Here is a 13840-nt window from a genome sequence, read left to right on the forward strand (position 1 = left end):
TCGCGTGTGCATTGCTGGCTCTCGACTCAGGGGGCGGGACAATCATGGCAGCAGCGCAGGCGCTTCGCGACGAGCAGTGGGATCTTCCGCCCGGCGACTCGTCCCCGGCAGTCGAGCTGTCGATCGTCATGCCCTGCCTCAACGAAGCGGAGACGCTGGCGCTCTGCATCCGCAAGGCGAAGGCCTTCCTCGACGAATATAATATCGCGGGCGAGGTGATCGTCGCCGACAACGGCTCGACCGACGGATCGCAGCAGATCGCCAACGCGCTCGGCGCGCGAATCGTGCATGTGCCCGCGCGCGGCTATGGCGCGGCGCTGATCGGCGGGATCGAGGCGGCGCAGGGCCGCTATGTCGCGATGGGTGACGCCGACGACAGCTATGATTTCGGCGCGCTGATGCCGTTCCTCGACGCGCTGCGCCAGGGCGGCGACTTGGTGATGGGCAACCGCTTCCAGGGCGGGATCGCGGCCGGCGCGATGCCGCCGCTTCACAAATATCTCGGTAATCCGGTGCTGAGCTTCCTCGGCCGCGCCTTTTTCGGCACGCCGATCGGCGACTTTCATTGCGGCCTGCGCGCGTTCCGCCGCGACAGCATCCGCGCGCTCGGCCTCACCGCGCCGGGCATGGAGTTCGCGAGCGAGATGGTGGTCAAGGCCGCCATCGCGAAGCTCGACATCCGCGAGGTGCCGACTACGCTCCAGCCCGACGGCCGCAGCCGCCCGCCGCACCTGCGCACCTGGCGCGACGGTTGGCGGCACCTGCGCTTCCTGCTGATCTACGCCCCGCGCTTCCTGTTCCTCTATCCCGGCCTGGCGCTCGCGCTCGCGGGACTCGTCGGCGTGCTGGGGCTCATTCCCGGCGACATCCGCATCGGCGAGGTCGAGCTCGGCGTGCACACAATGATCTTCGCCGCGATGGCGGTGCTGATCGGCTCGCAGCTCGTCGGCCTGTCGGTGCTCGCCCGCCGCTATGGCGTGATCGCCGGCATGTGGCCCGAGAGCGGGCTGATGCGCCGGATCCGCAACTGGTTCAGCGTCGAGCGCGCCTGCGTCGCCGGCGGCCTGATGCTGGTCACCGGCCTCGGCGGCGCGATTGCCGCGACCTTGGCCTGGGCCAGCGCCGGCTTCGGCGACATGAACCCCGCCGCGCTGATGCGCGTGACGATCCCGTCCATGCTGCTCTGCTGCCTCGGCGTGCAGACCGCGGTGACCGCCTTCTTCGCCGGCCTGCTCGACCAGCCGCGGGCTTAGCCTTCGCGCCGTCCCAGCAAGCGCAAGCGCAGCGCGTTCAATTTGATGAAGCCCGCCGCGTCGCGCTGGTCATAGGCGCCCTGGTCATCCTCGAAGGTCACCACCTTCTCGCTGTAGAGCGAATTGGGCGACTTGCGGCCGACGACGATCGCGCTGCCCTTGTAGAGCTTGAGCCGCACCGTGCCCGAGACGTTCTGCTGGCTATGGTCGATCGCCGCCTGCAGCATCTCGCGCTCGGGCGCGAACCAGAAGCCGTTGTAGATCAGTTCGGCATAGCGCGGCGCCAGCTCGTCCTTGAGGTGCGCGGCGCCGCGGTCGAGCGTGATCGATTCGATGCCGCGATGCGCGAGGTGATAGATGGTGCCGCCCGGCGTCTCGTACATGCCGCGCGACTTCATGCCCACGAAACGGTTCTCGACCAGGTCGAGCCGCCCGATGCCGTGCTTGCGGCCGAGCTCGTTGAGCGCGGCAAACAGCGTGGCGGGCGACATCGCCTGACCGTTCAGCGCGATCCCATCGCCCTTGTCGAAGTCGATCGTGATGTACTCCGGCGTGTCCGGTGCATCCTCGGGGTTCACCGTGCGCGAATAGACATAGTCGGGCACTTCCTCCCACGGATCCTCGAGCACCTTGCCCTCGGAACTGGTGTGGAGAAGGTTCGCATCAGTCGAGAAGGGCGCCTCGCCGCGCTTGTCCTTGGCGACCTGGATCTGGTGCTGCTCGGCAAACTCGATCAGCTTGGTGCGGCTGGTCAGGTCCCACTCGCGCCACGGCGCGATCACCTTGATGTCGGGGTTGAGCGCATAGGCCGACAGCTCGAAGCGGACCTGGTCGTTGCCCTTGCCGGTCGCGCCATGGCTCACCGCGTCCGCGCCGACTTCCGCCGCGATCTCGATCAGCCGCTTGGAGATCAGCGGGCGCGCGATCGAGGTGCCGAGCAGATAGAGCCCCTCGTAGAGCGCGTTGGCGCGCATCATCGGGAAGACGAAGTCGCGGACGAATTCCTCGCGCAGGTCGTCGATGAAGATGTGCTCGGGCTTGACCCCGGCGTTGAGCGCCTTCTGCCGCGCGGGCTCGAGCTCCTCGCCCTGGCCGAGATCGGCGGTGAAGGTCACCACTTCGCACTGATATTCCTGCTGGAGCCATTTCAGGATCACGCTGGTGTCGAGGCCGCCCGAATAGGCGAGCACGACCCGCTTGATGCCCGACGTTCCGTCGGCGGGGTTGCTCTTGTCGGCCATCGTCTTCGTCGCTCCAGAGGAAAAGTCGCGTGGCCTCTAGGGCGGCGGGGGCGGTTCCGCAACATCGATGACCCGCGGCATAGACGAAGGGTTAAGCTCGACGGCCTAGAGGGACAGCGATGAGCGGATCAGGCATCGCGATCGGCCAGCGGCGGCTGGCGATCCTGGGCGAGCGTAGCGGGCGGCCGGCGCTCGATGCGAACGCGTTCCCCGCCTATCGCCTGCTCGGCCTGCAGACCATGCTCGTCGTGCTGCTCCTCGCCGCGCTCGGCTTCACCTATCGGGGCGAGGACATCAACCTGATGATCGCGGTGCTGGCCGCGATGGCCGGGATCGCGGCGCTGCTGCGCTGGCGCGATTCGCCGCGCCTTGCCGCCGCGATCGAGGGCTGCGCGATCCTGGTCGCCGCGAGCATGGCCGTGGCCTGCCTCAGCCTGCTGCTGGCGACGCTCGGCTATCCCTATCGCGACACGGCGCTGCAAGCCGCGGACGAATTGCTGCTTCCCTTCCTATCCTGGCCGGACCTCGCGCGCTCGCTGGCGGGACAGGCCGAGCTCACCGCCGCGATGTGCCGCGTCTACTCGACCTTGCTGTGGCAGCCCTTCGCGCTGGTCGCCACGCTCGCGGCGCTGGGCAAGGTCGAGCTGCTGTGGCGCTTCCTCCATGCCTGGGCGCTCGCCCTGATCGCGTGCGTCGCGATCTTCGCGCTGGTTCCGGCCGAGACCGCCTATGTCCATTACGGGTTCGTGCCCGCCGACCTGCCCTACCTCACGGTCAATGCCGGTTGGTGGCCCGCCGAGATCCTGGAGAAGGTGCGGACCGGGCAGCTCCGCGAGCTGGGCGCCGCGCAGATTTCCGGCCTGATCACCTTCCCCAGCTTCCACACCGCGGCCGCGGTCCTGCTGGCGTGGGGGTTCCGGCGCGTGCCGTTCGCGGGGCCGTTCTTCGTGCTGCTCAACGTCGCGATGATCGCCACCGTCCCGCTGATCGGCAGCCACTATTTCGTCGACGTGCTCGGCGGCATCGCCGTCGCGTTGCTCGCAATTGCCGGAAGCCGGACGAGCCTCGGGCACTAGGTCTTGCGCTGGTCCGCCACACCGGCGAACAGCCGCGGCAGATAGGCGCCGAGGCTCATTGCCCGGTAGAAATAGCTGGCGAGAAAGGCGAGCCACACGCCCACCGCGCCGAGCGGGCGCAGCAGCAGGTCGGTCGCGATATAGAGGGCCGTCGCCAGGATCGCCGCATTGCGCAGCGCCCGTCCCTGGGTCGCGCCGATGAACACGCCATCGAGCAGCCAGGCGGGTACGCCGAGCGTCGCGGTCAGCGCGGCGAGCGGGAGCAGCGCATAGGCTGCCGCCCGCACCTCGGGATTCGTCGTCAGCAAATCGACCAGCAGCCAGCCGAACGCCGCCGCGACCAACGTCGCGATCAATGCGAACCCGAGCGAGAACTCCCCGGTCAGCCGGATCGCGCGCTTGAGGTCGACCTTCGACCCCGCCCCGACCGCGATCCCCACGCGCGATTCCGCGGTGAAGGCGAAGCCGTCGAGCACGAAGGCGAAGATACCGACGAGCTGCAGCAGCACATGATTGGCCGCGAGTTGCACCGTCCCCAGCCGCGCGCCAGCATTGGCCAGCCATAGGAACATCGCGAGCAGCGCGACGGTGCGGATCATGATGTCGCCATTGACCGCGAACAGCCGCTTCCACGCCGCCTTGTCGAAGAAGCCGGAGCGCTGGTTCAGCACCGCGCCCGGCCCGGCGATGCGCAGCACCATCGCCATGCCGAGCGCGAGCGCCACCCACTCGGCGAGCGCGGTGCCCAGCCCCACCCCGCGCGCGCCCATCCCGAAATGCCAGACGAACAATATGTCGAGCGCGATATTGACCGCATTCATCGCGATCTGGAGCAGCAGCGTGTCGCGCGTCCGCCCGAGGCCGTAGAGCCAGCCGTTGATCGCATAGAAGCCGAGTGCTGCGGGCGCGCCCAGGAAGCGCGCGGTGACGAACTCGCGCGCCGCCGCGTCGAGGCTGCCGCCGCCCGCCAGCGCCGCGAGCGCGAGCGGCACGATCAGCAATAGCAGCGCGACCAGCACCGCGCCGATCGCCAGCCCCGCGGCGACGCCGCGCGCGAGCAGCGCGTTGACCTCCGCCGCATCGCCGCGTCCGTGCGCCTGCGCGGTCATCCCGGTCATGCCCATGCGCAGGAAGCCGAACGCCCAGAAGATGAAGTTGATGATCGCGACGCCCAGCGCCACGCCCGCAAGTGCCGCCGCGTCTCCGGTCCAGCCGATCACCGCAGTATCGACAAGGCCCACCAGCGGCACCGTCGTCTGGCCGAGCATGATCGGCCACGCCTGCGCGAAGATCGACCGGCGGGTGAGGACCAGAGGCTGCGACGCTTGCATGCCACCCCCATGCGCATATGCTCGGCGCGAAATCCAGCGGAGGCGTCCGATGGCCGAGATCAAGACCAAACCCACCGAGATCAGCGCCGCCGAGTTCATCGACGCCGTCGAGAACCCCATCCGGCGCGAGGAAGCGAAGGCCGTCTGCGCGATGATGGAGCGCGTCACGGGCGAGCCGCCCAGGATGTGGGGACCCTCGATCGTCGGCTTCGGCAGCTACCACTACAAGTATGACAGCGGCCACGAAGGCACGATGTGCCGCCTCGGCTTCTCGCCGCGCAAAGCGCAGCTCGTGCTCTACGTCCTCACCGGCGCCGCAGGAGAAGATCAGCAGTTGGCGAAGCTCGGCAAGCACAAGACCGGCAAGTCGTGCCTCTACATCAACAAGCTGGCCGAGGTGGACATGGCGGTGCTCGAGGACATGGTGCGCGACACGCTCGCCTATATGGACGAAAAATACCCGGCCTGACGGTTCAAGCGCGAGTCAGGCCGGGCGTGCTATGGCGCCGTACATGTCGATTCTCTTCCTCCTCGCCGCCGCCCAGACCGCGCCGCTCGGCGTCGCCCCCGGCCCGCTCCCCAAGGCTGAGGCCGAGCGCCGCGTCGCCGAACGCTTCGCCGATCTCGACCTCAACGAGGATGGCGCGATCGAGCGCGACGAGGTCCGCGCCCGCTTCGATTTCGAGGCGAGCACCAATGCGACCTTCACCGCCGCGCAGAAGGCCAGGAAGGCCGGCGATCCGCGTCCAACGGTGGATGCGCGTCAGCCGGCTTTTGCCAAGGCCGATTCCTGGTTCGCCGCCGTCGATACAGACAAGGATGGCAAGATCAGCCGCGAAGAGCTGACCCGGTATCTTGGCGCGGACATTGAACAGCTCGGCGTCAAATAACGGCGGTATGAACGGCTGGACTGCGGGCGGGTTCGAGCTATCGTGGGGCGATGCCCTTGCTCAGCACGCTCGTCCTTCTCGCTGCGACGTCCGCCAAATCGCAGGACGGCGCACCGGCCGCGCCGCTCAAGCCGGCGGGCAGCTGGGTGGTCGACTATGCCGACAACGCCTGCAACGTCGCGCGCGTGTTCGGTACCGGCGAGCAGCGGGTCACCTTCGTGCTGGTCCTGATGCCGGGTCGCGACACCAACCAGATCGTCATCCAGCGCGCCCATGACGGCAAGGAACGCATCCGGGAGGGCGATCTGGTCATCACCACCGCACCCGGCTCTCCGCCCATCACCGCGCGCGCGACGAGCGGATCGGTGAAAGCCGGTTCGCGGCTCCTGCACGCGACCATCGGTCGCGAGGAGCTCTTGCAGATCGAGAGCGCCAAGTCGCTGATGCTGGCCCATCGCGGCCAGGTCATCCACCTCGCGACGAACGGGATGAAGACGCCTCTCGCCGCGGCGCTGACCTGTGAAGACGACCTGCTTCGTACCTGGGGCGCCGATCCGGCGGAATTCCGCAACATCGCGATCCGTGCCAAGGCCACGCTATCACCGGCCAAGTGGGTGACCAACGACGACTATCCCGACGAATCGGTGCGGATGGGCGAAAGCGGCTCAGTCGGCGTGCGCCTCGACATTGCCGCGGATGGCAAATTGGCCGCCTGCACCGTGATCAGCTCGAGCACGTTCAAAAGGCTCGACGAAGCGACCTGCGCCATGATCCGGCGGCGCGCGCGTTACGAACCGGCGCGGCTGACCGATGGCAAGGCGGTGGCTTCCGCCGCGTTCCTGCGCTTTCGCTGGCAAGTCCTGAACTGATCGAGCGCTAGCGGTCGCCCAGCCGCTCTTCCGCCTCCGCCATATAGTCCCGCGTCACCGGCAGCGCGTCGCGCGAACGGGCATATTGCAGCTGGTAGTTGACCAGCCCGCCGTTGCGGAAGCTCACCAGCGATCCGGCGAGATAATAGGTCCACATGCGGAAGAAGCGCTCGTCATAGAGCGCGACGATCTGGTCCTTCGCCGCCACCGCACGGTCGTACCAATGCTGCAGCGTCCAGCCATAATGGAGCCGCAGCACCTCGACGTCGGTGAGGAAGAAGCGCAGCCCCTCGTGCCCGCGCAGGATCTCAGACAGCGCCGGGATGTAGCCGCCGGGGAAGATGTATTTCGCGGTGAACGCGTCGGTCACGCCCGGCCCGCCCGCGCGGCCGATCGTGTGGAGCAGCATCACGCCGTCCTCGGTCAGCAGCTCGCGGCACTTGCGGAAGAAGGTGCGGTAGTGCGCCGTGCCGACATGCTCGAACATGCCGACCGAGACGATCCGGTCGAAGCGGCCGGTCACGTGGCGATAGTCGATCAGCTCGAACTTCACCTTGTCGGCGACACCGGCCTTCTCCGCCCGCTCGCGCGCGACCTTGAGCTGCTCTTCGGACAGCGTCACGCCGAGCACTTCGGCGCCGGTCTTCTCGTGCAGGTAGAGCGCCATCCCGCCCCAGCCACTGCCGATGTCGAGCACCTTCATGCCGGGGCCAAGCGCGAGCTTCGCCGCGATATGCGCCTTCTTGTCGAGCTGCGCCTGCTCCAGGCTGTTCGCCGGATCGGTGAAATACGCCATCGAATATTGACGGTCGGCGTCGAGGAACAGGTCGTAGAGCTTGCCCGACAGGTCGTAATGATGCGCGACGTTGCGCTTCGAACGCCGTGCCATGTTGATCCGGTCGAGGCGGAAGCGCACCGCGTCGAACCCGCGCTTGAGCGTCGAGGCATTGAGCGCCTGGTCGCCCTGCTCCCAGCGATTGTTGACGGTGATCAGGTGGAGCAGCGCGAGGATGTCGCCCCGCTCGATCACCAGCGATCCGTCCATGAAGGTCTCGGCGGCGCCGAGCGCGGGATCGGTCACGATCCGCCGGGTGGCCGCAGGATTGGTGAAACGGATGGTGACCGGTGCGATCTCCGGATCGGGCGTGCCGAAGCTGCGCGCCGTTCCGTCCGCATGGATCACCGTCAGCTCGCCGCGCTTCACCGCACGGGTGAAGAAATGGTCGATCAGCGCCATGCCGGGTTGCTACGGAACGAACGGGGCCTTCGCAAGTGCGGAATCCTAAATGCCCGCATACCATTCGTAGCCGGCGATATCCTCCCACAACCCGCCCTTGCCGCCATGGATGCCGTCGAGCGCGGCGACCGCCTCGATCCGCATGATGTATTTGGCGTGCTTGTAGCCGAGTTGGCGCTCGACCCGCAGGCGCAGCGGCGCGCCGTGCTCGACGGGAAGCGTGCGGTTGTTCATCGCCCAGGCGAGGATGGTCTGGGGATGGAAGGCGTCGATCAGGTCGACCGATTCGTAATAAGGCCGGCCGCCGAGCGTGTCGGCGCAATGGAAGACGAGGTAGCGGGCGGTGTCCTTGAGTCCGGCGAGATCGAGCAATGTCGAGAGCTTCGGCCCATGCCATTTGCCGATCGCGCTCCATCCCTCGACGCAATCGTGGCGCGTGATCTGCACCCGTTGCGGGAGCGCGCGGAGATCGGCGAGCGAGAGCTTGAGCGGGCGCGCCACCAGTCCGTCCACGACGAGCCGCCAGTCGGCGAAATTGCCGCGCATCAGCGTGCGGTACGTCTCGTCCGCCGGGAAGATCGTGCCATTGGCGCGAAAACGCGGCGACATCTCGGCCTCAGAGAACTGGCGCGCGAGCGCGCCGCGATCGGTGATCGCGCGCTGCAAGCTGCGGTTCACCGCCTCGGCCTTGAACAGGAGGTCGCGCCCCGCTTCGCTCCGCTCGATCGCGTCGCATCCGGCGACCAGCCCGCCAGCGCCTGCGACGAGCAGCGAGCGGCGGGTGATCAGGCTCATTGCGGCACCTTCCATTTGCCGGTGAGCATCGAGCGCACTTCGTTCCACGCCCCGGCGAGGATCACCAGCGCGAGATGGACGATCGTGAACCCCGCCAACAGCATCGCGGCGATGAAATGGATCGAGCGCGCGCTCTGCCGCCCGCCGAACATCTCGGTGAGCCACGGCCAGGCCGCGTTCATCCCGGGCGACATCGCAAGCCCGGTGAAGATCATCAGCGGCAGCAGCACGAAGATCACCGCGACATAGGAGAGCTTCTGGAAGATGTTGTAGGCGCGCGGGTTTTCCGGATCGTGGAAGCGCAGCGCGGCGTGCCTGCGCGCATCGGCGGCGAGGTGCGCGGGCGCCAGCTCCTTCGCGCGGACGCGCAGGTCGCGCTGGAAATGCCGGTTGAGCAGGCTGGCGATCATGAACGCGAGCAATGCGAAGGCGAGCACCAGCGCGAAGAACAGATGCCAGCGCCGCGCCAGCGCGAGATTGTAGGTCGAGGGGATGGTCAGCCAGCCCGGCACGCGCGCGCCCTCGAACACCCAGCCCACGCGGAACCAGGGCTGGTCGTAGTTCGCGCCATATTCGCCCCAGTAGAGCTGGCCGTGCGCATTGAGGATCATCAGGCCGCTGCCGAGCAGCACGATCACGCTGAGCGCCGTCACCCAGTGCCACAGCCGGGTCGACAGGCGGTGGCGATAGATGGTTGGTTCACTGGCCACCGCGCCCTTATGCCGCCGGCGCCGGGGAAGCGCCAGCGGCAAGGCAGCTCAGGCGTGGTCGCGCAGGATGTCGGCGAGCGGTAGCTGGTCGAGGCACGCACCGCTGCCAGGCGGGGTCTCGCCGTCCTCGCGCGCCTGGGCGAAGGCGACCGCGGGATCGGCCATAAGCCGCGCGATCAGTGCCTGCGTCTTCGGATAATCGCCGGTCTGCACCGCCTGGTGGAATGCGCCCCAGCGCGCCACGCCGATGAACACCCCGTCGGCAAGTGTCGGCCGGTCGCCGAGCAGATAGGGCGAATCGCCGATCAGCTCCTCCATCCGCGCATGCCGTTCATTGACCGCACCGTGGCCGAGGCGTCGCAACGCCGCCTTATAGTCCGGATCCGCGTCCTCTTGCTCCAGCGCCACCCAATAGGGCGTGAAGGCGGCGGTGAAGCCGGTGTTGATGAAGCCGATCAGCTGATGCAGCCGATCCGCTTCGGGCGTGCCGGGTTCGAAGCTGACGCGGCGCTCGGTATCGCGCGCCTCGATCCACAGCGCGATCGCCATCGTCTCGGTCAGCACGCGGCCGTCGCCGGTGAGCAGCACCGGGGTCTCGCGACGCGGATTGAGGCGGCGATATTCCGGCGAGGCCATCTCGCTCAGCATGTCGACGCGCGACAGGCGGTAGGGCTGGCCGAGCCATTCGAGCGCGGCGACAAGCCCCATCGAGCTCCCCAGCGGGAAGCCGTAAAGCAGGGTCGGTTCCATGATATTCTCCGTGATCTGTGGGATCACCGCGCGGTGTGACTGGCATTTAGGGAGCCCTGCGCCCAAATAAAATTACGCACAAAAATGTCACTTCGGAGTGGAGCCAATGCAGGACGTGGTGTCGAGCTGCCCGATCGAGGATGCGATGCGCGTGCTGAGCGGGCGCTGGGCGACCTTGCTGCTCTACTATCTCAAGGATGGGCCCAAGCGCTTCAGCGAGCTCCAGCGCGACAACCCCACCATCTCGCACCGCATCCTGACGCTCGAGCTGCGCAAGCTCGAGGACGCCGGGCTGGTCGAGCGCACGGCCTATGACGGGTTTCCGCTCAAGGTCGAGTATCGCCTAAGCGCGCCCGGCGCCGAGCTGATGCCGATGATCGACGCGATCGGCGACTGGTGGGAAACCTCGTTCCCGCGCCGCCGCGAGTGCCGCTCGGCGGCGTAGGTCGCGAACGACCGATAGTGGTGGAAAGCGGACGTTCTGATCAGTCGGGAGGCGTTCGTCTCACGCTGGCGAACGCGGCAGCGGTTACGATCAGCGGCGAGATCAGCATCAGGAACCCGAGCCCGATGTTCGCGCCGCCAGCGCCACCACGGACAAGAGCAACGCTCCAGAGAAGGCTCCAGAAGAAAAGCGTGATTCCCCCAGCGACTAGCCAAGCCCGCCAACGATTGACGCCCGACAAAGCTAGGAGGGTGAAAGGAGCGGCGACAAACCCGACGAGAAACAGAAGCACTGCCCATTCTTCTGCGAGGGCAACGTCCTTCACTCCCAGAATGGACGCCAATCCGATTGGAACGAAAACGGTGACTATGCCGATTATCAGCGCCAAGGCACTGGCGGTCGCCTTATTCCGCAACATTCTTGAACCCGTGTTCACACCTAGAAGATAGCTGCACGACCAACGTCCGCAAGGGGGGCGTTTGCGGACGAGCCGCTTCTGATTCCCCGTCTATCCGTGAGCGCGGACGAAGAAGATCACCGTCGTTGCAGCGGTCACCAGCAAGGTCCACACCCGTACCGCACGCGGCGACAGCCGCTTGCCGATCGCGGCGCCTGCCCAGCCGCCGACGATCGACCCGGCGAGCATCGGCAGGCACGCCCACCACCACACCATCGCGAAGGCGATGAACAGGATCGCGGCGGCGAGGTTCGCCACCGCCAGCATCAGCGTGCGGATCGCGAACAGCTCGCGCGGCTGGATATTGGCGAGCAGGCCATAGACCGCGGTGGTCATCAGCCCCACCCCACCACCGAAATAGCCGCCATAGATGCCGAGCAGCGACTGCGCGCCGATCAGCGTCGGCCGCCCGATCGTGATGCGCGCGTGCAACCAGCCGGCGGCACGCTTGCCGAACGCCATCACGACGAAGGCGAACAGCAGCAACCAGGGGATGACGATGTCGAACGTGTCACTCGGGGTGAGCACCAGCAACAGGCTGCCCGCGAGCCCCGCAATGAAGGTGATCGTCGCCAGCAGCAGCACCGACAGCCCGGCCACCGGACCCAATTCGTCACGAAACCCCCAGGCGCTCGCCGCGGCACCGGGGAGCAGCGCGACGTTGGAGGTGGCGTTGGCGATATTGGCGGGAAGCCCCAGCGCGATCAGCACCGGCAGCGTGAAGAAGGACCCGCCGCCCGCCAGCCCGTTCATCGCCCCGCCGACGATCCCTGCGAAGGCGGCGAGCAGAAGATCGGGCCAATCCATCGAAACGCCCTATGCCACAAAGCCGGGCGCGCTCAATATCGACGTGACCGACAAAGGAGGTCCCGGATGGACGACGCGATCACAGATTATGCCGCGAACGCGACCCCTGAGCTGATCGCGGGCTATGACGCGCTTCCCCCCGAGCAGATCTACGCCGCCGTGCTCGATCTATTCCCCGACGCGCCCGCTCGGATCGCGGACATCGGCGCGGGCACGGGGCGGGACGCCGCATGGTTCGGGCGGCAGGGACATCGCGTTCTGGCCGTCGAACCCGTCCGCGCGTTCCGTGAAGCCGGCGCCGCGCTCCACGGCGACGCGATCGAATGGCTGGACGATCAGCTTCCCGAGCTTGGCGAGACGGCGCGGCGTGGTCCGTTCGATCTCGTGCTGCTGTGCGCCGTCTGGCACCATCTCGACACGCAGCATCGCGCGCGCGCCATGCCGGCCCTTGCCCGAATGACGGCGCCGGGCGGCATGCTGATCCTGTCGCTGCGCCATGAACCGGGCACCCTCGGACGCCACAGCTATCCCGCGCCACCTAAGGAGGCAATCGATCTGGCAAGCGCGGCCGGCTTCGATTTGATCCGTCGGGCGGAAGCGCCGGCGGTGCACCCGTTAAGCCGGGCTAGCGGCGTCCACTGGACCTGGCTCGCCTTCGCCAGAGCCGCCGGCTAATCAGCCCAGCGCCGCCTGCTTCTCGTCCGCCAGCCGATCAAGCTCGGCGCGCGACTTCTTCTCGCTCGCCGTCTTGAGCTGTCCGCATGCCGCATCGATGTCGCGGCCGCGCGGGGTCCGGGCGGGCGCCGAGATGCCGGCGCCGAACACGATCTCCTGGAACGCGCGAATCCGCTCAGGCGTCGAGCATTCGTACGGCGCACCGGGCCAGGGGTTGAACGGGATCAGGTTGACCTTGGCGGGCAGCTTGTACTGCTTGATCAGGCGAACCAGCTCGTGCGCGTCGGCGTCGCTGTCGTTCTTGTCCTTGAGCATCACATATTCGAAGGTGATGCGGCGCGCATTGTTGGCGCCGGGATAATCGGCACAGGCCTGGAGCAGTTCCTCGATCCCGAACTTGCGATTGAGGGGCACGATCTCGTCGCGGATCTCCTTGGTCACCGCGTGCAGCGAAACCGCGAGGTTGACGCCGATCTCCTCGCCCGCGCGCTCCATCATCGGCACCACGCCGCTGGTCGAGAGGGTGATGCGGCGCTTGCTCAGCGCCAGCCCGTCGCCGTCCATCACGATCTTCAGCGCATCGCGGACATTGTCGAAATTGTAGAGCGGCTCGCCCATGCCCATCATCACGATGTTGGTGAGCATCCGCCCCTCGGGCTGGCTCGGCCATTCGCCGAGCGCGTCGCGCGCGAGCATCACCTGGCCGACGATCTCGCCCGGCTCGAGGTTGCGGACGAGGCGCATCGTGCCGGTGTGGCAGAAGCGGCAGTTGAGCGTGCAGCCGACCTGGCTCGACACGCACAAGGTTCCCCGGTCAGCGTCGGGGATGAACACCATCTCGTAGTCCTGGCCGTCATCCGACCGCAGCAGCCATTTGCGCGTGCCGTCGGTCGAGACCTGCGCCTCGATCACCTCCGGCCGCGAGATCACGAATCGCTGCGCCAGCCAGGGCTGCATCGCCTTGGAGATGTCGGTCATCAGCGCGAAGTCGGTGACGCCGCGATTATAGATCCAGTGCCACAGCTGCTTGGCGCGCAATTTCGCCTGCTTGGGCTCGAGCTGCGAGGTCTCCAGCGCCATGCGCAGATCGTGCTTCGACAGGCCGAGCAGGTCGATTCGCCCATCGGCGCGCGGCTTCAATTCGCGCGGGACGGGCACGGGATCGATGTGCCCGGGGATGGGCATGAGGGGCGCCGAAGCTGTCTGCATCGCGCGCATATAAGCGAAAATGCGCGGCAATTCCACTCCCCGGCCCGTCCCGCGCCTGCCACGGCGCGTCGATGCACGGTTGCGATGCAGCGACA

The 13840-nt window shown here is 67.2% G+C and carries 16 protein-coding genes; 7 read left to right on the forward strand and 9 right to left on the reverse strand.

Annotated features, from left to right (window positions below; genetic code table 11):
- The first annotated feature begins 44 nt into the window (after positions 1–44).
- A complete protein-coding gene (locus tag OK349_RS08060; RefSeq protein WP_265117299.1) occupies positions 45–1253 on the forward strand; it encodes a glycosyltransferase family 2 protein in 1209 nt (402 codons plus the stop codon).
- Here OK349_RS08060 and OK349_RS08065 read toward each other — a convergent pair.
- Positions 1250–2494 (reverse strand): argininosuccinate synthase, encoded by a 1245-nt coding sequence (locus OK349_RS08065; RefSeq protein WP_265117300.1) that lies wholly within the window; start codon positions 2492–2494, stop codon positions 1250–1252. The two genes, OK349_RS08060 and OK349_RS08065, sit on opposite strands and share 4 nt — an antisense overlap.
- Before the next feature lie 119 nt (positions 2495–2613).
- Between OK349_RS08065 and OK349_RS08070 the strand changes: the two genes are divergently transcribed.
- The gene (locus tag OK349_RS08070; protein ID WP_265117301.1) at positions 2614–3570 is read left to right on the forward strand and encodes a phosphatase PAP2 family protein; all 957 of its coding nucleotides are present in this window, start codon (positions 2614–2616) and stop codon (positions 3568–3570) included.
- Here the strand turns inward: OK349_RS08070 and OK349_RS08075 are convergent.
- Complete coding sequence (locus OK349_RS08075; protein ID WP_265117302.1) at positions 3567–4901, reverse strand: MATE family efflux transporter; 1335 nt, start codon at positions 4899–4901, stop codon at positions 3567–3569. The two genes, OK349_RS08070 and OK349_RS08075, sit on opposite strands and share 4 nt — an antisense overlap.
- Positions 4902–4950: 49 nt before the next feature.
- On the opposite strand from OK349_RS08075, the gene OK349_RS08080 reads away from it, so the two are divergent.
- The 3 genes from OK349_RS08080 to OK349_RS08090 are packed head-to-tail and all read left to right on the forward strand — an operon-like array spanning position 4951 to position 6660.
- The gene (locus OK349_RS08080; protein ID WP_265117303.1) at positions 4951–5370 is read left to right on the forward strand and encodes a DUF1801 domain-containing protein; all 420 of its coding nucleotides are present in this window, start codon (positions 4951–4953) and stop codon (positions 5368–5370) included.
- A 43-nt stretch (positions 5371–5413) separates the two neighbouring features.
- Positions 5414–5791, forward strand: coding sequence for an EF-hand domain-containing protein (locus tag OK349_RS08085; protein WP_265117304.1), 378 nt, complete (start codon positions 5414–5416; stop codon positions 5789–5791).
- Between the two features lie 50 nt (positions 5792–5841).
- Positions 5842–6660: an energy transducer TonB gene (locus OK349_RS08090; RefSeq protein WP_265117305.1), complete on the forward strand. Its 819-nt coding sequence runs from the start codon at positions 5842–5844 to the stop codon at positions 6658–6660.
- Between the two features lie 7 nt (positions 6661–6667).
- Here the strand turns inward: OK349_RS08090 and OK349_RS08095 are convergent, their stop codons facing one another.
- Genes OK349_RS08095 through OK349_RS08110 form a run of 4 tightly spaced genes read right to left on the reverse strand, consistent with a single transcriptional unit; the run spans position 6668 to position 10152 of the window.
- The gene (locus OK349_RS08095) at positions 6668–7897 is read right to left on the reverse strand and encodes an SAM-dependent methyltransferase (RefSeq protein ID WP_265117306.1); all 1230 of its coding nucleotides are present in this window, start codon (positions 7895–7897) and stop codon (positions 6668–6670) included.
- 45 nt (positions 7898–7942) lie between these two features.
- Entirely contained in the window at positions 7943–8692 is a 750-nt protein-coding gene (locus tag OK349_RS08100) for a molybdopterin-dependent oxidoreductase (RefSeq protein ID WP_265117307.1), read from the reverse strand.
- Positions 8689–9402, reverse strand: coding sequence for a cytochrome b/b6 domain-containing protein (locus OK349_RS08105; protein WP_265117308.1), 714 nt, complete (start codon positions 9400–9402; stop codon positions 8689–8691). The genes OK349_RS08100 and OK349_RS08105 overlap by 4 nt, the downstream gene beginning before the upstream one ends.
- A 48-nt stretch (positions 9403–9450) precedes the next feature.
- Positions 9451–10152: a glutathione S-transferase family protein gene (locus OK349_RS08110; protein ID WP_265117309.1), complete on the reverse strand. Its 702-nt coding sequence runs from the start codon at positions 10150–10152 to the stop codon at positions 9451–9453.
- Positions 10153–10258: 106 nt separating this feature from the next.
- Between OK349_RS08110 and OK349_RS08115 the strand changes: the two genes are divergently transcribed.
- Positions 10259–10597, forward strand: a complete 339-nt coding sequence (locus tag OK349_RS08115) for a winged helix-turn-helix transcriptional regulator (protein ID WP_265117310.1) — start codon at positions 10259–10261, stop codon at positions 10595–10597.
- A 40-nt stretch (positions 10598–10637) separates the two neighbouring features.
- Here OK349_RS08115 and OK349_RS08120 read toward each other — a convergent pair whose 3' ends face one another.
- Positions 10638–10985 carry a hypothetical protein gene (locus tag OK349_RS08120; RefSeq protein ID WP_265117311.1) on the reverse strand — a complete coding sequence of 116 codons (348 nt, stop codon included), beginning with the start codon at positions 10983–10985 and terminating at the stop codon, positions 10638–10640.
- A 120-nt stretch (positions 10986–11105) separates the two neighbouring features.
- Entirely contained in the window at positions 11106–11861 is a 756-nt protein-coding gene (locus OK349_RS08125; RefSeq protein WP_265117312.1) for a sulfite exporter TauE/SafE family protein, read from the reverse strand.
- Between the two features lie 66 nt (positions 11862–11927).
- Between OK349_RS08125 and OK349_RS08130 the strand changes: the two genes are divergently transcribed.
- Positions 11928–12536, forward strand: a complete 609-nt coding sequence (locus OK349_RS08130; RefSeq protein WP_265117313.1) for a class I SAM-dependent methyltransferase — start codon at positions 11928–11930, stop codon at positions 12534–12536.
- On the opposite strand, the gene rlmN is transcribed toward OK349_RS08130, so the two are convergent.
- Positions 12537–13721, reverse strand: a complete 1185-nt coding sequence (rlmN, locus tag OK349_RS08135; RefSeq protein WP_265117314.1) for a dual-specificity RNA methyltransferase RlmN — start codon at positions 13719–13721, stop codon at positions 12537–12539.
- Between the last annotated feature and the right edge of the window lie 119 nt (positions 13722–13840).

It is taken from the genome of Sphingomonas sp. BT-65 (assembly GCF_026107375.2).
Classification (GTDB): Bacteria; Pseudomonadota; Alphaproteobacteria; order Sphingomonadales; family Sphingomonadaceae; genus Sphingomonas.